Origin of the sequence: Janthinobacterium sp. SUN211 (assembly GCF_030587315.1) — a bacterium.
Lineage (GTDB): Bacteria > Pseudomonadota > Gammaproteobacteria > Burkholderiales > Burkholderiaceae_D > Janthinobacterium > Janthinobacterium kumbetense.
The window spans coordinates 142,723-163,779 of the sequence record NZ_JAPWIC010000008.1; the positions used below are offsets into that span (position 1 = coordinate 142,723).

At 63.8% G+C, this 21,057-nt stretch carries 17 protein-coding genes and 4 tRNA genes; 8 read left to right on the top strand and 13 right to left on the bottom strand.

The genetic code is table 11. From position 1 onward, the window contains the following. Positions 1–93: 93 nt before the first annotated feature. Complete coding sequence (gene dinB / locus O3301_RS23610; RefSeq protein ID WP_305057670.1) at positions 94–1,278, bottom strand: DNA polymerase IV; 1,185 nt, start codon at positions 1,276–1,278, stop codon at positions 94–96. A 181-nt stretch (positions 1,279–1,459) separates the two neighbouring features. Here dinB and O3301_RS23615 point away from each other — a divergent pair, with 181 nt between their 5' ends. The 8 genes from O3301_RS23615 to O3301_RS23650 all read left to right on the top strand — a co-directional run bounded on the left by O3301_RS23615 (position 1,460) and on the right by O3301_RS23650 (position 6,664). Further along, positions 1,460–3,631: a S9 family peptidase gene (locus tag O3301_RS23615; protein WP_305057671.1), complete on the top strand. Its 2,172-nt coding sequence runs from the start codon at positions 1,460–1,462 to the stop codon at positions 3,629–3,631. 99 nt (positions 3,632–3,730) lie between these two features. Further along, a tRNA-Val gene (locus O3301_RS23620) sits at positions 3,731–3,806 on the top strand. Between the two features lie 54 nt (positions 3,807–3,860). Then, positions 3,861–3,937: transfer RNA gene (locus O3301_RS23625), tRNA-Asp, on the top strand. A gap of 217 nt (positions 3,938–4,154) precedes the next feature. Further along, positions 4,155–4,230 (top strand) — tRNA-Val (locus O3301_RS23630). A gap of 56 nt (positions 4,231–4,286) precedes the next feature. Beyond that, positions 4,287–4,363 (top strand) — tRNA-Asp (locus O3301_RS23635). Positions 4,364–4,468: 105 nt separating this feature from the next. Then, positions 4,469–5,572 (top strand): hypothetical protein, encoded by a 1,104-nt coding sequence (locus O3301_RS23640; RefSeq protein WP_305057672.1) that lies wholly within the window; start codon positions 4,469–4,471, stop codon positions 5,570–5,572. After that, positions 5,563–6,189, top strand: a complete 627-nt coding sequence (locus O3301_RS23645) for an ATP-binding cassette domain-containing protein (RefSeq protein ID WP_305057673.1) — start codon at positions 5,563–5,565, stop codon at positions 6,187–6,189. The genes O3301_RS23640 and O3301_RS23645 overlap by 10 nt, the downstream gene beginning before the upstream one ends. 136 nt (positions 6,190–6,325) lie before the next feature. Beyond that, positions 6,326–6,664 (top strand): CzcE family metal-binding protein, encoded by a 339-nt coding sequence (locus O3301_RS23650; protein ID WP_289919880.1) that lies wholly within the window; start codon positions 6,326–6,328, stop codon positions 6,662–6,664. A 72-nt stretch (positions 6,665–6,736) separates the two neighbouring features. Here O3301_RS23650 and ahpF read toward each other — a convergent pair whose 3' ends face one another. From ahpF to O3301_RS23710, 12 genes are all read right to left on the bottom strand, one after another. Beyond that, the gene (gene ahpF / locus O3301_RS23655) at positions 6,737–8,332 is read right to left on the bottom strand and encodes an alkyl hydroperoxide reductase subunit F (RefSeq protein WP_305057674.1); all 1,596 of its coding nucleotides are present in this window, start codon (positions 8,330–8,332) and stop codon (positions 6,737–6,739) included. Between the two features lie 106 nt (positions 8,333–8,438). Next, entirely contained in the window at positions 8,439–9,002 is a 564-nt protein-coding gene (gene ahpC / locus O3301_RS23660; RefSeq protein ID WP_077398190.1) for an alkyl hydroperoxide reductase subunit C, read from the bottom strand. Between the two features lie 195 nt (positions 9,003–9,197). Continuing rightward, positions 9,198–9,590, bottom strand: coding sequence for a DUF3597 domain-containing protein (locus O3301_RS23665; RefSeq protein ID WP_099666109.1), 393 nt, complete (start codon positions 9,588–9,590; stop codon positions 9,198–9,200). A gap of 170 nt (positions 9,591–9,760) precedes the next feature. After that, positions 9,761–12,604, bottom strand: coding sequence for an EAL domain-containing protein (locus O3301_RS23670; RefSeq protein ID WP_305057675.1), 2,844 nt, complete (start codon positions 12,602–12,604; stop codon positions 9,761–9,763). Positions 12,605–12,738: 134 nt separating this feature from the next. Further along, positions 12,739–13,131, bottom strand: a complete 393-nt coding sequence (gene rbsD / locus O3301_RS23675; protein WP_230506466.1) for a D-ribose pyranase — start codon at positions 13,129–13,131, stop codon at positions 12,739–12,741. Positions 13,132–13,144: 13 nt separating this feature from the next. After that, entirely contained in the window at positions 13,145–14,053 is a 909-nt protein-coding gene (rbsK, locus tag O3301_RS23680) for a ribokinase (protein WP_305057676.1), read from the bottom strand. Further along, on the bottom strand, positions 14,050–15,108 hold the full coding sequence (locus O3301_RS23685) for a LacI family DNA-binding transcriptional regulator (protein ID WP_305057677.1): 1,059 nt from the start codon (positions 15,106–15,108) through the stop codon (positions 14,050–14,052). Before O3301_RS23685 ends, rbsK begins: the two co-directional genes overlap by 4 nt. Positions 15,109–15,122: 14 nt before the next feature. Then, positions 15,123–16,094, bottom strand: a complete 972-nt coding sequence (locus O3301_RS23690) for an ABC transporter permease (protein WP_099666105.1) — start codon at positions 16,092–16,094, stop codon at positions 15,123–15,125. Between the two features lie 18 nt (positions 16,095–16,112). After that, on the bottom strand, positions 16,113–17,663 hold the full coding sequence (locus O3301_RS23695) for a sugar ABC transporter ATP-binding protein (RefSeq protein ID WP_305057678.1): 1,551 nt from the start codon (positions 17,661–17,663) through the stop codon (positions 16,113–16,115). Between the two features lie 84 nt (positions 17,664–17,747). Beyond that, positions 17,748–18,707 (bottom strand): sugar ABC transporter substrate-binding protein, encoded by a 960-nt coding sequence (locus tag O3301_RS23700; RefSeq protein ID WP_369812233.1) that lies wholly within the window; start codon positions 18,705–18,707, stop codon positions 17,748–17,750. 208 nt (positions 18,708–18,915) lie between these two features. Beyond that, positions 18,916–19,797: an EamA family transporter gene (locus O3301_RS23705; RefSeq protein ID WP_289900535.1), complete on the bottom strand. Its 882-nt coding sequence runs from the start codon at positions 19,795–19,797 to the stop codon at positions 18,916–18,918. 164 nt (positions 19,798–19,961) lie between these two features. Next, the gene (locus O3301_RS23710) at positions 19,962–21,050 is read right to left on the bottom strand and encodes a zinc ribbon domain-containing protein (protein WP_305057679.1); all 1,089 of its coding nucleotides are present in this window, start codon (positions 21,048–21,050) and stop codon (positions 19,962–19,964) included. Between the last annotated feature and the right edge of the window lie 7 nt (positions 21,051–21,057).

Consider the following 21,057-nt stretch of genomic DNA (forward strand, 5'->3'; position numbering starts at 1 on the left):
TAGTGCCAGGGGAACGCCATTCTACACTTTCAACACGGGAATGCCGTCAAAAGCGCGGACTGGCGCGGTGTTGTTGATGCGTGGGGAATACCGCTACAGGGCGGGAAACAGCTCCGCCTGGGCCGGCGCCTGCCGCATCGCGATGGCCGGATCGGACAAGGTCGAGATACGCACGCCCAGCAGGCGGATTTTCTTTTCAAATGGCACGCGCCGCAAGCAATCGCGGCTGGCCCGCAGGATGGCGGCAGCGTCCGCCGTGGCGCTGGGCAAGGTGATGTCGCGCGTGACGGTGCTGAAATCCTCGAAACGCAGCTTGATACCCACCGTGCGCCCCGCCAGCGACTGTTTATCCAAGTCGCCCGCCACGCGCGTGCACAGGCTTTCCAGCTTTTCCGACAGCGTGGCGCGGTCGCGCACCACCTGCAAGTCGCGCTCGAACGTCGTTTCGCGGCTGACGGACTTGGTTTCCCGGCTCGTCTGCACGGGCCGCTCGTCAATGCCCATCGCCGCCTGGCGCAGCCAGCCCGTGTACAGGTCGCCAAACTGCGTGCGCAGCATGGCCAGGTCGGCTTGCGCCAGCTCGCCGACGGTGATGATGCCCAGGGCTTCCAGCTTGGCCGTCGCCTTCGGCCCGATGCCGTTGATCTTTTTCGCCGGCAAGGGCCACACACGCGTGGCGATATCCTCGGGCGACAAAATGGTGAGTCCGTCGGGTTTTTCCAGGTCGGAACAGATTTTCGCCAGCAATTTGTTAGGCGCCAGGCCAATCGAGCACGACAGGCCCGTCGCCTCGAACACGGCCGCCTTCAGGCGCGCCGCCATGGCCGGCGCCTGCGCGCCGTGTTCCGTCAGGTCGACATAGATTTCATCGATGCCCACGTTCTGGATGATGGGGCACAACTGGGCCACGGCTTGCTTGAAGCGGGCCGAATACTCGCGGTAGGCCTCGAAATCGGCCGGCAGCAGGATGCTGTCGGGCGCCAGTTTCGCCGCCTTCATGATGCCCATGGCGGAAAACACGCCAAACGCGCGCGCCGCATAGGTCGACGTGGTGACGACGCCGCGCCCCACATAATCGCGCATGCGCGCAAATTGCCGCGTGCCGTCAATCTGCAGCACGGGCTGCTGCAGGCGCCCGCCGCCGATGACGACGGCTTCGCCGCGCAATTCCGGATATTTCAACAGTTCCACGGAGGCAAAGAAGGCGTCCATGTCCAGGTGGGCGATCCAGCGGCGCGCGGCGGGTGCTTCGGCAAGTGTGGGGGCAGATGAAATCAAAAAACACCTCGCGGCGGATCGGCTTGCCTTCATTGCGGCAAGATACTGTGCATGCATACAGTATTACCGGAAATGACCGCGGATGCAAGTTGAAACGCACGGGACCCGATGGCGACGATCAGCGGTTGCTTTTCTCAATAGCAAGATTACAATCCTGACACAACTATTCAAAGGAGTTGCCTTGTCTACAGCACATCATGCCTTGCGTCGCCGGTCCGTCTGGTCATCCATCCTGCCGGCCCTGCTACTGTCCACGCTGGCGCCATCCGCGCTGGCCGCCGACGCCACCGCCACCATCGCCACGGCCGTCGCCCCCGTCGCCGCCAAGACGGCCTGGCAGGAAACGCGCCACGGCACGGTCGTCACGGACGACTACCGCTGGCTGCAAAAGAAAGCCGATCCTGCGGTGATCGACTACCTGAATGCGGAAAATGCCTACACGGCCGCCGTCACGGCGCCGATCCAGCCGCTGGCCGACAAGGTATATGCAGAAGTCAAGGGACGCATGCAGGAAGTGGACTTGTCCGTGCCTGCGCGCCAGGGCAATTTCTACTATTACACGCGTGTGGAAGCGGGCAAGCAATACCCGATTCACTGCCGCCGCCCCGTCGGCGCCAGCGGCGCCTATGATGCGCAGGCGGTCGAGGAAATCTTGCTGGACCAAAATCAATTGGCCGAAGGCCACAAATTCTTTGCCGTGCGCGCATTTAGCATCAGCCCGAATGAACAGTTGCTGGCCTACACCACCGACACGACGGGTTTCCGCCAGTACGAGCTGCACGTCAAGGATTTGAAAACGGGCAAGTTGCTGGGCGACAGCATGCCGCGCGTGACATCGCTGGCCTGGGCGGCGGATAACGCCACCCTGATGCTGGCGCAGGAAGACGCCACCACCAAACGCTCGGACCGCTTGTTCCGCCTGGCCCTGGGCGGTGCACCGCAACAGGTCTACCACGAGCCGGTGGAGCAGTTCGCCATCCATGTGGACCGCACGCGCGACAAGCAATTCTTCGTGCTCACCTCGGGCAGCACGGACACGAGCGAAGTGCTGCTGCTGCCAACGAGCAAGCCGCAAGGCACGTTCCAATCCGTGCTGAAACGTGAAAAAGGCCACCGCTACGGCATCGAGCACCGCGACGGCCAGCTGTATATTCTGACCAACAAGGGGGCGAAGAATTTCCGTGTCGTCAGCGCGCCATTCTCCGCGCCGCAGCCGAAGCACTGGAAGCCGGTCGTGCCGCACAACAAGGATGCCGTGATCCAGTCCATCGACGTCTTCCAGGGCTACCTGGTGGTGATGGAAAAGACACGCGCCCTGAACCGCGCCCGCATCTTTGATTTTGCGCAAAAGAACTGGAAGGCGGTGCAGTTCGACGACCCCGTCTACCTGGCCACGGCGGCCGGCACGCCGGAGTTTTCCGCCACGCAATTTCGCATGTCCTACCAGTCGCCCGTCACGCCGCCCACCGTCATCGACGTCAGCATGCAGGACGGCAAGCGCACGGTGCTGAAGCAGCAGGAAATCGTCGGCGGCTTCGACAGCAGCCGCTACACCACGCAGCGCTTGTGGGTGAAGGCGCGCGATGGCGTGCAAGTGCCGCTGTGGGTCGTCTACAAGAAAGGCGTCAAGCTCGACGGTTCAGCGCCGCTGCTGCTGTACTCGTACGGCTCCTACGGCATTTCCACGGAAGCCACTTTTTCCATCAGCCGCATCAGCCTGCTGGAACGGGGCGTCATCTATGCGCAGGCGCATATCCGCGGCGGCACCGACATGGGCGAAGCCTGGCATGAAGACGGCATGCTGATGAAGAAGAAAAACACCTTCAATGACTTCATCGACAGCGCCGACTACCTGGTGCGCGAAAAATGGACCAGCCCGAACCGCCTCATCATCCAGGGCGGCAGCGCGGGCGGCTTGCTGATGGGCGCCGTCGTCAACATGCGCCCCGACCTGTTCCACGCCGTGCACGCGGCCGTACCGTTTGTCGACGTGATGAACACCATGATGGACGCCAGCCTGCCCCTGACCACGGGCGAGTACCTGGAATGGGGCGACCCGAACCAGAAGGCCGCGTACGACTACATGCTCAGCTACTCGCCGTACGACAACATTGCGCGCAAGAACTATCCCGCCATGCTGGTGACGACGGGCCTGAACGACAGCCAGGTCATGTACTGGGAACCGGCAAAATATGTGGCCAAGCTGCGCGCCTATAAAACGGACAGCAATCCCCTGCTGCTGAAAACGAATATGGGTGCCGGCCACGGCGGCGCGTCGGGCCGCTATAACGCCATCGCCGAAAACGCGTTCAATATGGCGTGGATGCTGTCGCAATGGGGCATTACAGAGTAAAGTGAAAAAAGCGCTTGCAGAAGGATTTTACCCGTCCTATAATAGCGCCTCTTCCAGACGTGGTGACAAACGTCGGGATGGTTTTCTGAGACAAGCAACGGGTGCTTAGCTCAGTTGGTAGAGCGGCGCCCTTACAAGGCGTAGGTCGGGAGTTCGAGCCTCTCAGCACCCACCAAATCAGAAAACTGTCCAGTGCTTCATGGATCAGCAATACAGATCATACGAGCTTGGAGTGGTAGTTCAGTTGGTTAGAATACCGGCCTGTCACGTCGGGGGTCGCGGGTTCGAGTCCCGTCCGCTCCGCCAATAAAAGAAAAGCCCTTTGGTTCCTGGAACCGAAGGGCTTTTCCCATTTCAGAAGCCAAAAACACGTCCATCCCCTCTCGCCTGAACATTTTTGCGCTTTTCAGCAAAAAAACTGCCATTCCCCCTCAAGAATAGTTGCACAAGCACGATAGCGCCCCCTATAATAGTGCCTCTTCCAGACGTGGTGACAAACGTCGGGATAGTTTTCTGGGTATGCGGGTGCTTAGCTCAGTTGGTAGAGCGGCGCCCTTACAAGGCGTAGGTCGGGAGTTCGAGCCTCTCAGCACCCACCACCAAACAGAAAATTATCCAGTGCTTCATGGATCAGCAACACAGATCATACGAGCTTGGAGTGGTAGTTCAGTTGGTTAGAATACCGGCCTGTCACGTCGGGGGTCGCGGGTTCGAGTCCCGTCCGCTCCGCCAATAAAAGAAAAGCCCTTTGGTTCCTGGAACCGAAGGGCTTTTCCCATTGTGGGAGCGCAAATGCACTAGAATCAGCGCTCTTGCCGACTCCGCCGCTCCTGCCTGATGCGCCTGCCCCGCAGCTTTTCCCCCTACCTCGCCCTGCGCTTGCGCCTGGCCCATCATGCTTTGCTGCAATTTGCCGCCAGCCTGGCCAGTTCCATGGAAATTCTCGTGTTCCTGGCCGGTCCCGTCCTGCTGGGCCTGCTCAGCGTCATCGCCCTGCCCGGATTTCTCGCCATGAATCTGCCCTGGCCAGCGGCCCTGGGCTTGCTGGCGGCGCAAGTGCTGCTCACGTGCCTGCCCGCCTGGCTGCTGCGCAAGCGATTGTTGCCTGCCGCCACCGCCGCGTGGCTGCGCCAACTGCCCTTGCCGCGCCACCTGCGCTGGCAAGCCGACATCGCCGTGGCCGGCCTGCTGATGCTGCCGCTGGGCCTCGCCTATGCCGTCTCGGCTACCATCTGGCTGCTGCAGTCGCCGCCCTGGCTGCGCCCCGTTGCCGCGCCCGGCATGGCCGCCACCCTCGCCGTCTGGCTGCTGGCGTGGCTGCTGACGGCGCGCATCGTGGCGCAACGCCTGCGCGCGCCGCGGCCCGCACACAGGGCGCGCCCACCCACGATGACGGCCTATGTGCCGCAACGGCCCCGCTGGCGCACGATGTTTCTGTGGCGCCAGCTGTTCTGGCTGCCGTTCTGGCGCAATGAAAACGTGATCGGCCTGCAGCAAAGCGTGCTGCTGGCCACGGCTGGCGCCAGCATGCTGGCCTGGCTGCTGCGCGCACCGCTCGTGCCCGCTCCGCTGCTCGGTTTGCTGGCCAGCGCCAGCCTGGTCATCGTGACGGACCGGGGCGACAAGGCCGTGCGCGAGCAGATCGCCGTGCTGCGCCCTGCATTGGATGCCTGGCCCCTGGCCAGCACGACTTTGACGCGCCTGGCCTGCGCCGCCAGCCTGCTCCCCGCCTTTGCCGTGCTGCTGGGCGCTGGCATCTTGCTGTATTGCATCGATCCAGCCGCCCTGCAGCGGCGCGTGACCGGCGTCTATGCCCTCACCGCCAGCGCGGCCCTGCTGGCCATCGTCGGCCTGCCCCGCCTGACGCCGCGCGGGCGCGTCGCCCTCGTCGTTTTCTCCATCCTTGCCTTGAGCGCCATCGGAAGCGAATTATGGAATTGAACCAGCCTACTCCCGTGCTGCACCTCGAGCACCTCGATTTTCACTTCCCCACGCACAGCGTCTTCCAGGGCTACAACCAGCAATTCGGCCCCGGCGTCACCTGGCTGCGCGGCGCGAACGGCGCCGGCAAGACGACCCTGCTGAAGCTGGCGGGCGGCGCCCTGCTGCCCGCGCGCGGCGCCATCCGCCTCGATGACGTCGACAGCGTCGCCATGCCGCTGGCCTACCGTGCCCAGACCTTCTATTGCGGCGGCGACACGCCCGCCCTGCCCTGGCTGCAAGTGCACGAGTTTCTCGACCTGCACCTGGCGCTATACCCAGGCAGCGACCAGTCGCTGCTGAACGCGGAACTGCACGCCTTTGCCATGACATCAACCTTGCAGCAAAGCATCACCGCCCTCTCGCTGGGCCAGCATAAAAAGCTGCAACTGGCCCTGGCCCTGGCCTTGCCCGTGCGCCTGCTGCTGATCGACGAACCGTTCAACGGTCTCGACGCGGCCGCCATGGCCCACTTGCGCGCGCGCCTGGCCGAGCCATCCCGCCTGGCGCGCCAATGCATCGTGCTGACCAGCCATTTGGCGCCGGACGTGCCGCTGGCGGCGACGCTGGAAATATAGACAGGAAATACAGCTTTGCAGATCGACCAAGGACAGCTTACGATGCCGTGTTGCAAAAACCGGCGATCCCGGTGCAGCCATTACCCATAACACGGCGCGCTTATTCACCGCGCCTGGCTTATTCTTGGAGATTATTATGTTGAACACCCACCGCCGCGCCCTGGCGATTTTGTGCGCCGCCTTCGCCACCTCGGCCATCGCGGCCGGCCCCACGGGCACGGCCGCCGACTATGGCAGCAGCGCCCCGCACGCCGCCGCCCAGCGCACCATCGAGCTGCAGACCGACGCCCGCCACATCAACGTCACGCACGGCGAAACCATCACCATCGCGCGCGCCGGCCAGCGTTTTACGTGGCACGTGCACACCTTCAACAACAGGACCGTCTTCGCCCTGGCCGACATCGCGCCGAAGGACATGCCCGTCGACGGGATTCAAGTGTATGTGGCCGGCAATCCGCTGTACGCGGGCAGCTAAGTTTCTTCTATACATAAAAAAACCGGAACCCCCTTGCGGCAGTTCCGGTTTTTTCTTGATACGGCTCAATAGTTACGCCGTCAGTGCTTCCTTGGCGGCAGACTCTTCGACCACTTCCTCGTCGTCCGAGCGGATCAGGTGGTCAAAGGCGGACAGGGCTGCCTTGGCGCCTTCGCCGGTGGCGATGATGATCTGCTTGTACGGCACCGTGGTGACGTCGCCGGCCGCAAACACGCCGGGGATCGAGGTCTGGCCGCGGGCGTCCACTTCGATTTCGCCGTGGCGCGACAACGCTACCGTGCCTTTCAGCCATTCCGTGTTCGGCACCAGGCCGATTTGCACGAAGACGCCTTCCAGCTCGACCTTCTTCGATTCGCCGCTGACCCGGTCCGTGTAGCTCAGGCCATTGACGATCTTGCCGTCGCCGTGGATCTCGGTGGTTTGCGCCGAGGTGATCACGGTCACGTTAGGCAAGCTGTGCAGCTTGCGTTGCAGCACCGCATCGGCGCGCAGTTCCGCGCCGAACTCGATCAGGGTCACGTGTTTCACGAGGCCCGCCAGGTCGATCGCCGCTTCCACGCCCGAATTGCCGCCGCCGATCACGGCCACGCGCTTGCCCTTGAACAGCGGGCCATCGCAGTGCGGGCAGTAGGCGACACCGTGGTTGCGGTATTCCTTCTCGCCCGGCACGTTGATTTCGCGCCAGCGGGCGCCGGTGGCCAGGATGACGGTCTTGGCTTTCAGGATCGCGCCATTCGCCGTTTCGATCTGCACCAATTTGCCCGGCGTCAATTTCGCGGCGCGCTGGGTGTTCATGATGTCGACTTCGTATTCCTTGACGTGCTGTTCCAGCGCCATGGCGAACTTCGGACCATCCGTTTCCTTGACGGAAATAAAATTCTCGATGGCAAGGGTGTCGAGCACCTGGCCGCCGAAACGCTCGGCCAGCACGCCCGTCTTGATGCCTTTGCGGGCCGCGTAGATGGCCGCTGCCGCGCCGGCAGGGCCGCCGCCGACGATCAGCACGTCAAAGACATCTTTCTTGTTCAGCGCTTCCGCCTGGCGGGCGCCGGCGTTGGTGTCGAGCTTGGCGAGGATTTCCTCGACATTCGTGCGGCCCTGGCCGAAGTGTTCACCGTTCAGGAACATCATCGGCACGGCCATGATCTGGCGCGCTTCCACTTCTTGCGGGAACACGCCGCCATCGATGGTGGTGACCTTGATGCGTGGGTTGATCACGGCCATGGCATTCAATGCCTGCACCACTTCCGGGCAGTTATGGCAGGAGAGCGAAATAAACGTTTCAAATTCGTAATCGCCGTCGAGGTTGCGGATCTGCTCGATCACGGCATCGTCGAACTTGATGGTGTGGCCGCCCACTTGCAGCAGCGCCAGCACCAGCGAGGTAAATTCATGGCCCAGCGGCACGCCGGCGAAACGCACGCCGATATCGGTGCCTGGGCGGTTGATGCTGAACGACGGGGTCCGTACGCCAGCGTCAGTGCGCTCGACCAGCGTGATCTTGTCGCTCAACAGGACTATTTCCTGGAGCAAGTCTTTCATCTCGCGGGCTTTTGCGCTGTCATCGAGAGAAGCGACCAACTCAAGCGGATACACCACTTTTTCCAGGTAGGATTTCAGTTGGGTTTTGAGGGCGGCGTCTAACATGATGTTTTCCTTTTCTACAAATATTTAGGCGAATGCCGGACCGGACACCCGGTCCGGCATCGCGGTAACTACTTGTTTGCTGCTAGATGTTGCAAGGCTTCAAGACTTAGATCTTGCCAACCAGGTCCAGCGATGGGGTCAGAGTCGCTGCGCCTTCCGTCCATTTGGCTGGGCACACTTCGCCTGGGTGGTTCGCCACGTACTGAGCGGCTTTGACTTTGCGCAACAGTTCCGCTGCGTCACGGCCGATGCCGTTGTCATGCACTTCCAGCACTTTGATGAAGCCGTCAGGATTGATGACGAAGGTACCGCGCAGTGCCAGGCCTTCTTCTTCGATCATGACTTCGAAGTTGCGCGACAGGGCGCCGGTTGGGTCGCCGATCAGTGCGTATTGCACTTTCTTGATCGCGTCCGAGGTGTCGTGCCAGGCTTTGTGCGCGAAGTGGGTATCGGTCGAGATACCGTAGACATCGACGCCCAGTTTCTGGAATTCAGCGTGGTGATCGGCCAGATCTTCCAGTTCGGTTGGGCAAACGAAGGTGAAGTCGGCTGGGTAGAAGACGAATACCGACCACTTGCCTTTCAGCGACGCTTCCGTCAGGTCGACGAATTTGCCATTGTGGTAAGCGGTTGCCTTGAATGGTTTAACTTGGGTATTGATCAGCGACATAGTCATTTCCTCTCGTGTGGTGAATCAGTAAGACTCTAGTGTAAGGGGTTTTAACCCATATGCAAAATTGATTGTCACAATAGTTTCAATTAGTTTTAGCTATCATGACACCATGGGAACTCCATGATAGGCAGTTCCCACGGGATTGGATAGCGGTGACAGTGGATACCCCTGCCGCCGCCAGGTGTTCAGTTCTTAATTCTTCAGCTCTTCCGGTACCTTGCCGCCGTTTTCCGCCAGCTTGATCATCACCTGGCGGTGCAGCCAGATATTCATGCTGGCCGAATCGTTGGTGTCACCCGTGAAATGCAGCTCTTGTGCCAGTTCCTTGCGCGAAGCCAGGCTGCTGTCCAGTTGAAGCAGTTTCATCAGGTCAACGATGGACGTGCGCCAATTGAGTTTTTCCGCGTTCTTGCTGGCCAGGTCGACCAGCACCACTTCCACGTCCACCACCGGCACGGCAGCCGCTGGTGCAGCGGCCGGTGCGGCGGCCGCTGGCGCGTCGGTAGCGGCGGCTGGCGTGGCTGCCGGGGCAGCGTCGGACGAATGGTGGAAGATCTTGTTGTAGATATTGCTGAAAATGCCCATGAGGTCACCTCGAGTTGAGTGAATGGAAGAAATACTGCCTGCGCTCCCGGTGTAGGTACCGGTGACAGCAAAGCCGGGCGCAGGCGCCAGCCCGTCGAGTATAAGCCCGTTCAAGCCGGGAGCCCTGTCCCGCAGGCGTGCATGCCATCTGGTGGCAGGCGACGCCTGTTTCAAGGGTGCAAGGGGCGCTGTGCGCGCAGCAGCGCGTCGAACGCTTCGATGGCCAGCGGCGGCGCAAACAGCTCGCCTTGCGCAAAATCGCAGCCGATCTCCAGCAGCCGCGCGCGCTGCTCATCGGTCTCCACCCCTTCGGCAATCACCCGCAAGCCCAGCTTGTGGGCCATGGTGACGATCGCCTCGCACAGCACCAGCTCGCTGGCGCCGGGCGCCAGCTTGCGCACCAGCACGCCGTCGAGCTTCAGGTAATCGACGCCGCATTGCTGCAATTGCGTCAGCGAAGCATGGCCGCTGCCGAAGTCGTCCAGGGCGATCTGCAAGCCCGCTTCGCGCAAGTGCTGCAAGCGGGGCGCCATGCTGGTGCCGCCAGGTAAAAGCACATCTTCACGCATGTCGAGCACGATGGCCGAGGCCGGCACACCGAGCGCCGCCAGCTGGCGCAGCCAGGTGCCGGGCGCCTCGACTTCGCGCTGCAATTCCAGCGACGACTGGTTCAGGCACAGTTGCAGCCCCGGCAAGCCGATGGCATGGCCTTGCGCACGCCAATGCAGCAGTTGCGCCGCCGCCGTGCACAGCACCCAGTCGCCGATCTCCACGATCAGGCCGCTGCTTTCGGCCAGCGCGAGGAAATCCGGCGGACACACGAGGCCCCGTTGCGGATGGTGCCAGCGCAGCAAGGCTTCCGCCTTCTCGATGCGTCCGCCATGCAGCGCGACGATGGGCTGGTAATACAGCTGCATCTGCTGTTCGCGCAGGGCCGTGCGCAAGTCCGCCCCCAGGCGCATGCGGTTGACGGCCGCCACCTGCATGGCGGGCGTAAAGTAGCTGTAGCGGTTGCGCCCCGCCCCTTTCGACACGTACATGGCCTGGTCCGCGTGCTTGAGCAATTCCTCGATGGTGCCCGCGTCGTCCGGATACAGGGTAATGCCGATCGAGGCCGAGACGAACGCCTGCTCCTGCCCCAGCAGGAATGGCGCCAGCAAGCCGTCGAGTATCTGCCGCGCGATGCGGTCGACTTGCTGCAGATCATCGAGGTCGGACAGGATCACCGTGAATTCATCGCCGCCCAGGCGCGCCACCGTGTCCGTCTCGCGCACGCCCACGCGGATGCGCCGCGCCGCCTCGATCAGCAGGATATCGCCCTGGTGGTGGCCCAGGGTGTCGTTGACTTCCTTGAAATGGTCGAGGTCGATGAACAGGATGGCCACGCGGCTCGTATCGCGCCGCCCCTGGGCCAGCGCCTGGCGCAGGCGTTCGTGGAACATGCGCCGGTTCGGCAATTGCGTCAGGGTATCGAAGTTGGCTTGCTGCCAGATCAGCGCTTCCGTTTGCCGCTTGTCCGTCACGTCTTCCAGCATGCACAGGTGGTGCGGACCGCCATGGCGCGCCGTGGCGATGGCCGTCACCGAAGCGTCGACCCACACCACGCCGCCATCGGGCCGGACGATCCGCTTGGCGTGGCGAAAGCCCTGCAGGCTACGCGCCAGCAACTGCGCCACCTGCTCCTGCTCGCCGGGCACATCGTCGGGATGGCTGATTTCCATCCAGCTCGTTTGCTTCATGTGTTCCAGGCTGCGCCCGCTGATGGCCAGGTAGCGCGGATTGATGTCGAGAAACTGTCCGCTCACGGTATCGATCAGGGCGATGCCCATGGGCGCTTCCTCGAACATGGTGCGAAAGCGCAATTCCCCCTGGCGGATGGTTTCCTCCGTGCGGCGGCGCTCGCGGGCCAGGTTGTTGAAGTGAAAGGCCGCCGACACGGCCAGCAAGCTGCCCGCCAGGCCCAGCGACAGGTATAGCCAGCCCAGGTCGGCGCCCGGCACGGGGCGATACAAAAAACCCTTGTAGGCGCGGCTGTCCGTGGCATTGCGCGGCAGCACGCCCATGCTGGCATACGTGTCGGCGATGTGCTGCCAGCGCTGGGGATTCATGTAGCCGAGCTCCACCAGCACGGGCTGCAGCAGCAATTCCATCTGCTGCGCCTCGTACAGCAGATGCGCGCGGTCGTGGCGCTGGCTGTATTTGACGTGGATCAGTTGCGCCATTTCCTCGCGGTGCGCCATCGCGTATTGCCAGCCGCGCAGGCTGGCCGCGCGGAACGCTTTCACGCGCTCGGGATGGCGGCGCAGTTCGTGCTCGCTGGTAAACAGGTTGTCGCCGTAGAAATCGATGCCGGCCGTGCGCGGCGTAAACTGGTAATAGGGAAAGCCCGCCCGGTCCAGGTAGTCCGGTTCGTTGGTGGAATACGCGGCGATGGCGTCGACCTTGCCATCGATCAAATCCTCGATGCGGTAGCTGGGCGGCAAGTGGCGCATCTGCTGCGGCGCGACGCCCATTTTCGCCAGGAACAGCGACACTTCATCGGCGGCAAGGGCCACGTCGCCGGCCGCGCCGATCATCACGGGCGCCCCCACCAGCTTGCGCACGTCGGGCGCGCCGCCCTGCTGGCGCATCAGCAGCACGCTGGGCGAATGCTGGAACACGACGGCCAGCACCACTAGGGGCTTGCCGGCCAGGCGGCTGAGCAACAAGGTGCTGTTGCCCACGCCATACTCGGCCTGGCCCGCCAGCACGGCCGCCTCGGCCAGCGGCCCGCCGCCGCCTTCGACCAGCCTGACTTCCAGCCCCGCCTCGCGGTAATAGCCTTGCTCGATGGCCGCGTAATAGCCGGCGAACTGGAACTGGTGCGTGAAATTGAGCTGCAGGGTAACGGGTTCCAGCGCACGGGCTGGTGTGACCAGGCACAGCAGCAGGAAGACAAAGCCACGCCAGGCGCGCGCCAGCCTGCCGGCGAGCGGCAAGACAAGGCGGAAAGCGTCGCGGGCTTTCATCGGCATGGCGGAACACCACAGGAAGCTGCCGAGCTGGCAGGGGTAAGGCTATTGTAGCCGCCCCTTTTGCCAATGGATAACTATTTCAGTGAGGACAATAGCGTTGATGTTTTTGGCAAACAATGTCGCCATTGTTTGCGCTAGAACACGACGCCGGCCACCAAAATGATGTTGGCGTACGGACTGCACTCGCCCGTGCGCACGATGGCGCGCGCGCCCTTGCTCAATTGCTTGAACTCCTCGTGCGTCACCTGGCGCGCATCGGGCAAAGCCAGGGCTGCCACCTGCGCCGCCATGGCCGGATTATGCTGCGGCAATTCGCTGGCGAGCAAATGGTATTCCACCTGCATTTCAGTCAATACCGTGTTGACGGTATCGATGAAGCCAGGGATGCCGCGCGTCAGGGCCAGGTCGATCAGGGGCACGCCCGGCTGCGACGGCAAGCCCGCGTCGCCGATGACGAGCATGTCGCCATGGCCGAGCGACGCGATCAGTTGCGACAGTGCGATATTGAGCAGCGGTGATTTTTTCATGGGCGTCGTGTCGTTAGAACAGCTCGTGCAAGTGGGGGATCGAGGTTTGCGCACCGGGCTTGGTGACGCTCCAGGCGGCCGCGCGCTGGCCTTGCTGGATCGCTTCCGCCTCGTCCATGCCGGACGCCAGGCCCGCCACAAAACCGCCGATGAAGGTGTCGCCGGCGGCCGTCGTGTCGACGGCTTGCACCACTTCGGCAGGGAAGGTGTAATCGCCGCCGTACAGGGCCGCGTGCACGCCCTTGGAACCCAGGGTGATGATGACGTTGTCGCTGCCCAGCTTTTGCAGCGCGGCGGCCAGCGCCCTGGCATCCGCGCCGTCCGGGCTGACGCCGGCCAGCATGGCCGCTTCGATTTCATTCGGAATCAGGTAGTCGACCAGTTCCAGCACGCCGTCCGGCAGGCTGGCTGCCGGGGCCGGGTTCAGCACCACGGTCTTGCCCAGCGAACGGGCCAGCTTGATGGCATGCACGACGGTGGCCATCGGCGTTTCCAGCTGCAGCACGACGATATCGGCCTGTTCGATCAAGCCTTGCGCCGCATCAATGTGCGCCGGGCTCAACAGATCGTTGGCGCCGCCGGCGATGACGATGCTGTTCTGGCCATTGTCATCGACAAGAATCGAGGCGATGCCGGACGCCACGCCCGGCAAGGTGGTGATGTGGCTGTCGATGATGCCGTCGCCGACCAGCGCGGAGCGCAACGTCGCACCGAACGCGTCGTCGCCCACGCAGCCGACCATGGCCACTTGCTGGGCGCCCGCCACTTTGCCGCTCAGGCGCGCGCAGGCCACGGCCTGGTTGGCGCCCTTGCCGCCAGGAATGGTGCGAAAGGCGCCGCCCGTCAGGGTTTCGCCGGGGAGGGGCATGCGCGGCACGCGCAAGACCAGGTCCATATTGATGCTGCCGATAACCACGATCATGATGTCATTCCCATCAGTTCAGTTGCAGGTGAAGAAGTAGGTGCGGAAGAAGATAGCGTAACGGCCGCGCTGGAGCCGCGCACGTGCAATTCCGGGGCGATGCTGCGCTGCTGGCGCGGCAAGGCGGGGTCGGCGATGCGCGCCAGCAGGCAGGCGGCCGTGATGCGGCCCAGTTCGCGCGTATTTTGCGCCACGCTGGTCAGGGCCGGATGCACGAAGCTGGCCAGGTCGATATCGTCGAAGCCGACGACGGCCAGTTCGCCCGGCACGGCAATGCCCCGCTCGGCGGCAGCGCGCAAGGCGCCAAAGGCCATCAGGTCATTGCAGCAGAACAAGGCGTCGGGACGCTGGTCGGGCGGCAGCGCCAGCAAGTCCAGCGCGGCCGCATAGCCGCCCGCGCTCGTAAAATCGCTATGGCGGCACAGGGCGTCGGCCAAGGCCACGCCGGCGTCCGCCATGGCGCTGCGCACGCCGGCGATGCGGTCGTTGGAAATGCTCACTTCGCGGGGACCGGCGATGCAGGCGAGGCGCCGGCGTCCCAGGCCCAGCAAATGGCGCGCGGCCAGCACGCCGCCGGCGCGGTTGTCGACAGCCACGGCATCGATGGACAAGTCGCTGGGCGCGCGGTCGAGCAGCACGGCCGGCACCTTCATCTTGCGCAGCAATTCGCCATCGCTGTCGGCCAGCGCGGACAAAATCAGACCGTCGCAACGCTTGGTCAGCAGCACGTTCAGGTAATCGCGCTGCTTGACGGGGTCGTCATCGGAATTGCACAAAATGACGCTGTAGCCGGCCGCGTAGCAGCTGTCCTCGATGCCGCGCGCCACTTCCGAAAAATACGGGTTCGTATTGTTGGGAATGATCAGGCCGATGGTGCCCGTGCTGCGGCTGCGCAAGGAACGCGCCAGCGCGCTGGGCACGTAATGCAATTGCTCCGCCGCCGCCAGCACGGCGCGGCGCGCCTCGTCGCTGACGGGGCGGGTATTGTTGAGGACGTGCGACACGGTGGTAAACGACACCCCCGCCGCCTGCGCCACTTGCTTGATGGTTGCCATGGGCGATGTGGCGCTTAGGCGCGTTCGCCGCGGCGGCGGTAGGTGTCGAGCACCACGGCGGCGACGATCACCAGGCCCGTGACGATACGTTTCACAGGTTCCGACACGCCCACTTGCGCCAGGCCCGCTTCCAGCACGGAAATGATCAACACGCCGATAAAGGTGCTGATGACGGAACCGCGGCCGCCCATCAGGCTCGTGCCGCCAATCACCACGGCGGCGATCACTTGCAATTCCATGCCCACGCCGCCGTTCGGGTCGGCCGCTTCCAGGCGCGAGACCTGGAACAGCGCGCCCACGCCGGCCAGAAAGCCCATCAGGGCGAACACCAGCACCTTCGACGGTTTTGTATTGATGCCGGACAAACGCACGGCTTCCTCGTTCGTGCCGATGCCGATCCAGTGGCGGCCCAGCACCGTGCGCGTGAGCACCAGGTGGCCGATGACGACGATGGCGATCGAGGCGATGAAGGCGGGCGACAGGCCGAACGCGATCGGCGAGCTGATGCCGTCAACGGCGCTGCCGATGTATTCCGTGCGCGAGTTCGTCACTTGATACGCCATGCCGCGCGCCATTTCCAGCACGCCCAGCGAGACGATGAACGAGGGAATGCGCCAGCCGACGGAAATGAGGCCCGTGGTGGCGCCGCACAGGGCGGCGACGAACATGCCCAGCAGGGCCGCGCTCCACACGGGCCAACCCCAGTGCACGACGGCCAGCGACAGCACGGACGCGGCCAGCGCCATCACGGAACCAACGGACAAATCGATGCCGCCGATGATCAGCACGAACGTCATGCCGACGGCCATCACCACCAGGGTGGGGATATTGTTCGACAGGGTGCTCAGGGTGGCGAGCGTGAAGAAGTTTTCGCTGGCAAACGAGAACAGTACGCACATGGCGACCAGGGCGCCGATCAGGCCCGCATAGTTTTTCAGGTCGGCCAGGCTGCGCTGCAGATACGAAGGAGAGGAGTTGGTGGTCATGGGAATCTTTCCGGCGGATCAGGCCGCAGCTGAAGTGGAAGTGGGGGTCAAATAGCCGGAGAAGGCGGCCGACAGCAGCGCGTCCTGGCTCCAGGCGCCGCGCTCGAAGGTGTCGACGATGCTGCCGGCGCTCATGACGGCGATGCGGTCGCAGATCAGCATCAGTTCGCGCAAGTCGCTCGACACGATGACGAGGCCCTTGCCCTGGCGCGCCTGTTCGGCCAACACCTGATAAATATCAAACTTGGCGCCGATATCGATGCCGCGCGTGGGCTCGTCGAACAGCATGACGGGGCAGTCGCGGTACAGCCAGCGGGCGATCACCACCTTTTGCTGGTTACCGCCGGACAATTCGGCCACCGTTTGCGCGCTGTTGCGCGAGCGGATGCCCAGGCGCTGGATATAGTCGTCGGCCACCGTCGCTTCGGCCGCGTCGTTGAGCCAGCCAGCGCCGCTGACGGTGTCGAGCGACGCCAGGGTCGTGTTGACGGCGATGGACTGGCGCAACAGCAAGCCTTGGCCCTTGCGGTCTTCCGTGATCATGGCGATGCCCGCTTGCACGGCGGCCTGCGGCGAGTGCAAGGCGGCGGGCGTTGCGCTGTCGCCGAGGAACACGTCACCGGCATCGGCGCGGTCGGCGCCGAAAATCAGGCGCAGCAATTCCGTGCGGCCCGAGCCGATCAAGCCGGCGATGCCGAGGATTTCGCCGGCGCGCAAGTCGAACGAGGTGGGGTTGACGACCTTGCCGCGCGCCAGGCCCCGCACGCGCAGCAGCGGTGCGCCGATGGTGCGGCCGCTCAGGTCGACGGCGTCGTCGGCCGAGCGGCCCACCATCAGGCTGACCAGGTCGGCCGCGGAGTGGCCCGCGATATCGTCGTCGCACACGAGCTGGCCGTCGCGCAGCACGGCGATGCGGTCGGCCACGCGCTTGAGTTCTTCCAGTCGGTGGGAAATATAGATGATGCACACGCCGTCGGCTTTCAGGCGTTCGATTTGCAGGAACAGCAATTCCACTTCGCGGTGCGTCAGCATGGCCGTCGGTTCGTCGAGCACCAGCAGGCGGCAAGCGCCAATTAAATTGCGCGCGATCTCGATCATTTGCTGGTGGCCGATGCCCAGCTCGCCGACCAAAGTCCACGGGTCGAGGCCGCCCAATCCCACTTTTTCCATCTGTTCGCGCGCGTCGCGCTCAAGGCGCGTACGGTCGATGAAGCCGAAACGCTGCGGCAAATTCTTCAGGTACAGGTTTTCCGCGATCGACAGGGTGGGAATCAGGTTGAGTTCCTGCATCACCATGCGGATGCCCAGCGCCTCGGCGGCGCCGCGCGAGGCGGGCTGGTAAGGCTTGCCGTCGAGCAGCATCGTGCCCGTGGTGGCTTGCTCCAGGCCGCAGATGATCTTCGACAAGGTGCTCTTGCCCGCGCCGTTCTCGCCCGTCAGCGCCAGCACCTGGCCAGGGGCGAAGCGCAGGCCCACGCCACCGAGGACGGGGCCGACATAGGACTTGCCGATGTTATCGAGCGTTAACAAGGGGATGGCGGCTGGCGCCGGGGGAATGTCGGTGGGCATGATAAAACTCCGCGGTAGTGGCGGCGGGGCCGGCGGCGCCTGCTCGGTGAGCAAGCGGGCGCCGGCCCCGGCGGGATCAAACGATCAGGACTTGGCGCCCTTGGCGACCAGTTCGACCTTGGTTTCGATGACGCCACCAAGCTCGGCCTGTTTCTTCTTCTGCGCCAGGGCTTTCAGCACGGTCTCGATGCCGAACACGGCTTGTTGCGAACCGAACTGGTCGGCGGTAGCCAGCACGCGGCCATCGGCCAGCATCGGCTTGATGGCGTTGATGTTGTCGTAGCCGACGACCAGCACTTTGCCCGTCTTGCCGGCCGCCTTGATGGCGGAAATGGCGCCGATGGCCATGTTGTCGTTACCGCACAGCAAAGCCTTGATATTCGGATTGGCGTTCAGCATGGCGGCCGCCACCGTGTTGGCGGGGGCGATTTCCCACTGGCCCGACTGCACGCTGACCACCTTGGCGCCGGCAGCCGTCATGGCATCCTGGAAACCCATGGTGCGCTGCTGCGCGTTGTAGGTGGTGGACACGCCTTCGATGATGCCGACGGGGTCGCCCTTCTTGATTTGCTGCGCCAGGTAGTCGCCGACGACCTTGGCGCCCTTGCGGTTGTCCGGGCCGACGAACGGCACGGTGATGCCCTTCTCTTTCAGGGCGCCCGCGTCGAGCTTGTTATCGATATTGACGACGATGATGCCCGCGTCGATGGCTTTCTTCAGCACCGGCACCAGCGCTTTCGAGTCGGCCGGCGCGATCACCAGCGCGTTGACGCGCGAGACGATCATTTGCTCGACCAGCTTGATCTGGCTCGACGTATCCGTTTCATCCTTGATGCCGTTCGACAGCAGGTCGTACTTGGCGGCATTCGCCTTCTGATGCGCCTTGGCGCCATTTTCCATGGTCAGGAAAAATTCATTGGCGAGCGACTTCATCACCAGCGCCACCTTTGGTTTGGCAGGTGTCTGCGCCATCGCCGGCACGGCGGGCAAGGCACACACCAGGACAGCGGCGGCAATCATTTTCAGGCGAATACGGGATGTCATGAGCGTCTCCAGAGTTGTTGGTCAAGCACGTGTACTGCATGCTTTTTAGGAAATTCGTTGCGCGCAAACGTTTGCGCGAAGCGAATAGTGCCTCAATGCCCCATATCAGTGCAAGCAAAACTGTATGTGCGGTGCAGCAAAAAGGGAGCGTTCAGAGGGAAACAGGCAGGCTGATGCCATCAGCCTGCCAGAGGGAAATACGCGGAAGTCAGGACTTTGTTGCGGGACGGGCGCTGGCCCACTGCACGGCCAGCACGCTGGCCAGCACCAGCAGCAAGCCCAGCATCGACCAGCCCGTCATGGCCTGGCCCAGCAAGGCCCAGCCCAGCACGACGGCCATCAGGGGGCTGAGCAAGCCCAGCGAGGACACGGCCACGGGGGACAGGCGGGCGATGCCGCGGAACCACAAGGCATACGCCAGCAGGGCGCCGGCCAGGCACAGGTAGGCGTAGGCCAGCACTTGCTGCCAGGACAGTGCCGGCAAGGGCGCGTCGGCCAGCCAGGCAACGGGCGCCAGCATCAGGCCGCCGAGCAGCAATTGCCAGCCCGTCAGCGCCAGCACGGGCAAGTCCGGCTTCCAGCGCCGCGTCAGGTAAGTGCCGGCCGCCATGCAGGCCGTGCCGCCCAGCGCGGCGGCGATGCCGATGGGCTCCCACACCGTGCGTGGCGACAACAGCAAGACGCCCATGCCGGCCACGCCCAGCACGCTGGCGCCCAGGGCCAGGCGGGCGGGGCGGCGTCCTTCCACGCCCCAGGCGAGACCCATCACCAGCAGCGGCTGGATGGCCCCCACCACGGCCGCCAGGCCGCCCGGCAAGCGGTAGGCGGCCACGAACAGCAGCGCCTGGAACACGCCGATATTCAGCGCGGACAGGATCAGCACGCGGCCCCAGTCGCGCCGTGCGGGCAGGCGCCGCATCAGCAGCAGCAACAGCAGACCGGCCGGCAGCACGCGGATCAGGGCCGCCGTGAAGGGACGGTGCGGCGGCAGCAGTTCGGACGTGACGATATACGTGGAACCCCAGATCAGGGGCGCCAGCGCCGTGAGCAGAATATCGCCCCAGGCGGGGCGGGCAAAGGAAGAGGTCATGAAACTATCTCGACATTAAGATAAAAGACCAGTGTGGGCGCGAACTATCTTGATGTCAAGATAAATACCTGCCTCCCTTGCCTGGCCGGCGGCGTAAAAAAACCCGGCATGGCCGGGCTTCTGGAATGCTGCAAGGCGGCAAGCTACGCCGCCGGCTTAGCCTCTTAATCGCGCATGCGGCGCAGCGTCGTCACCCGCATGCCGCCCATGCTGATCTGCGCCGTGCTGCCATCGTCGCTGACGATAATGTCCATGGCCGTTTCGCCCGCGCCTTCCGGTGCGATCGTCACGGTATTGCCGTTGGTGGTGAAAGTGGCCCTGGTCGAGGTCCCGTTATTGATCACGCTGTCGCGTGTAAATTCCAGGACATTGCCCATCGCCGCCTGCCATTTTCCCACCGCCGGGTGGCCGCCAAAGCTGAACACGCCTTTCAGCTTGTCCAGCATGCCCGCGCCCTGCCCTGCCCGCGCTTTGCCCATCACGCCGGTCATGGCCGCCTGGCTCATCTGCGCTTGGTCGATGACTTGCCACTGCTTGTCGACCAGCGCCAGCGGCAGCCGCACTTCCAGGTCGCCGTCCGGCAAGCGCTGCAAGATCAATGCGCGGTCCGGCGACTTGGCGAACCACGCCGCCTCATCGGTCAACGCCAGGGTGGCCTTGGCCATCGCCACCTGCTGTTCGCCCAGGTCGCGCACCTGATCGTAGCCGCTGACCTTGGCCACTTTCACGCCCTTGGCCACGCACAGCTTGTCGCCGCGCAAGGCCGCCTTGCCCGGCGCGGCCAGCGCGTAGACAAATTGCGATTGCGCAACCCAGCCGCCGCTGCCTTGTTCGACGGGTGCGCTGTACAGCCCGCTACGCACAAGGATATCCAGCCATTGCCGAGTAGAACTATCGTACGACGCCACGCGGATCTCTTCCTTCTGGTACGGCAAGTTGGCAAGGCACAGCAACTTGTCGCGCGCCGCCTCGTCGGCCGCCAGGTGGGCATCGATGGCGCGGCTGAAACTGCTGGACGAGGCTGCCTCTGGCGCCAGCAACCACGCCAGTGCGCCACCGGCCACGACGACCACCGCCAGCACGCCGCCGGCAAGGAGGAGGTGGCGCCGCTGCACACCGGTCGGCTTGACGGGCGCGACGGGCGACGGCGCAGGTGCGGGCGACGGCGCGGCGTTTACGGCCTTGCCGCATTCATCGCAAAAACGCGCGCCGGGAACATGGGCGGTGCCGCATTTGGTGCAGAAGTGAGCCATGGCGTGC

Coding starts and splice junctions, on each gene's coding strand:
- O3301_RS23665 (WP_099666109.1), bottom strand. CDS start 9,590: ATGGGCATTTTCAGCAATATCTACAACAAGATCTTCCACCATTCGTCC.
- O3301_RS23695 (WP_305057678.1), bottom strand. CDS start 17,663: ATGCCCACCGACATTCCCCCGGCGCCAGCCGCCATCCCCTTGTTAACG.
- O3301_RS23685 (WP_305057677.1), bottom strand. CDS start 15,108: ATGGCAACCATCAAGCAAGTGGCGCAGGCGGCGGGGGTGTCGTTTACC.
- O3301_RS23700 (WP_369812233.1), bottom strand. CDS start 18,707: ATGACATCCCGTATTCGCCTGAAAATGATTGCCGCCGCTGTCCTGGTG.
- O3301_RS23645 (WP_305057673.1), top strand. CDS start 5,563: ATGGAATTGAACCAGCCTACTCCCGTGCTGCACCTCGAGCACCTCGAT.
- O3301_RS23710 (WP_305057679.1), bottom strand. CDS start 21,050: ATGGCTCACTTCTGCACCAAATGCGGCACCGCCCATGTTCCCGGCGCG.
- ahpF (WP_305057674.1), bottom strand. CDS start 8,332: ATGTTAGACGCCGCCCTCAAAACCCAACTGAAATCCTACCTGGAAAAA.
- O3301_RS23705 (WP_289900535.1), bottom strand. CDS start 19,797: ATGACCTCTTCCTTTGCCCGCCCCGCCTGGGGCGATATTCTGCTCACG.
- O3301_RS23650 (WP_289919880.1), top strand. CDS start 6,326: ATGTTGAACACCCACCGCCGCGCCCTGGCGATTTTGTGCGCCGCCTTC.
- O3301_RS23640 (WP_305057672.1), top strand. CDS start 4,469: ATGCGCCTGCCCCGCAGCTTTTCCCCCTACCTCGCCCTGCGCTTGCGC.
- rbsK (WP_305057676.1), bottom strand. CDS start 14,053: ATGATCGTGGTTATCGGCAGCATCAATATGGACCTGGTCTTGCGCGTG.
- O3301_RS23670 (WP_305057675.1), bottom strand. CDS start 12,604: ATGCCGATGAAAGCCCGCGACGCTTTCCGCCTTGTCTTGCCGCTCGCC.
- O3301_RS23690 (WP_099666105.1), bottom strand. CDS start 16,094: ATGACCACCAACTCCTCTCCTTCGTATCTGCAGCGCAGCCTGGCCGAC.
- ahpC (WP_077398190.1), bottom strand. CDS start 9,002: ATGTCGCTGATCAATACCCAAGTTAAACCATTCAAGGCAACCGCTTAC.
- rbsD (WP_230506466.1), bottom strand. CDS start 13,131: ATGAAAAAATCACCGCTGCTCAATATCGCACTGTCGCAACTGATCGCG.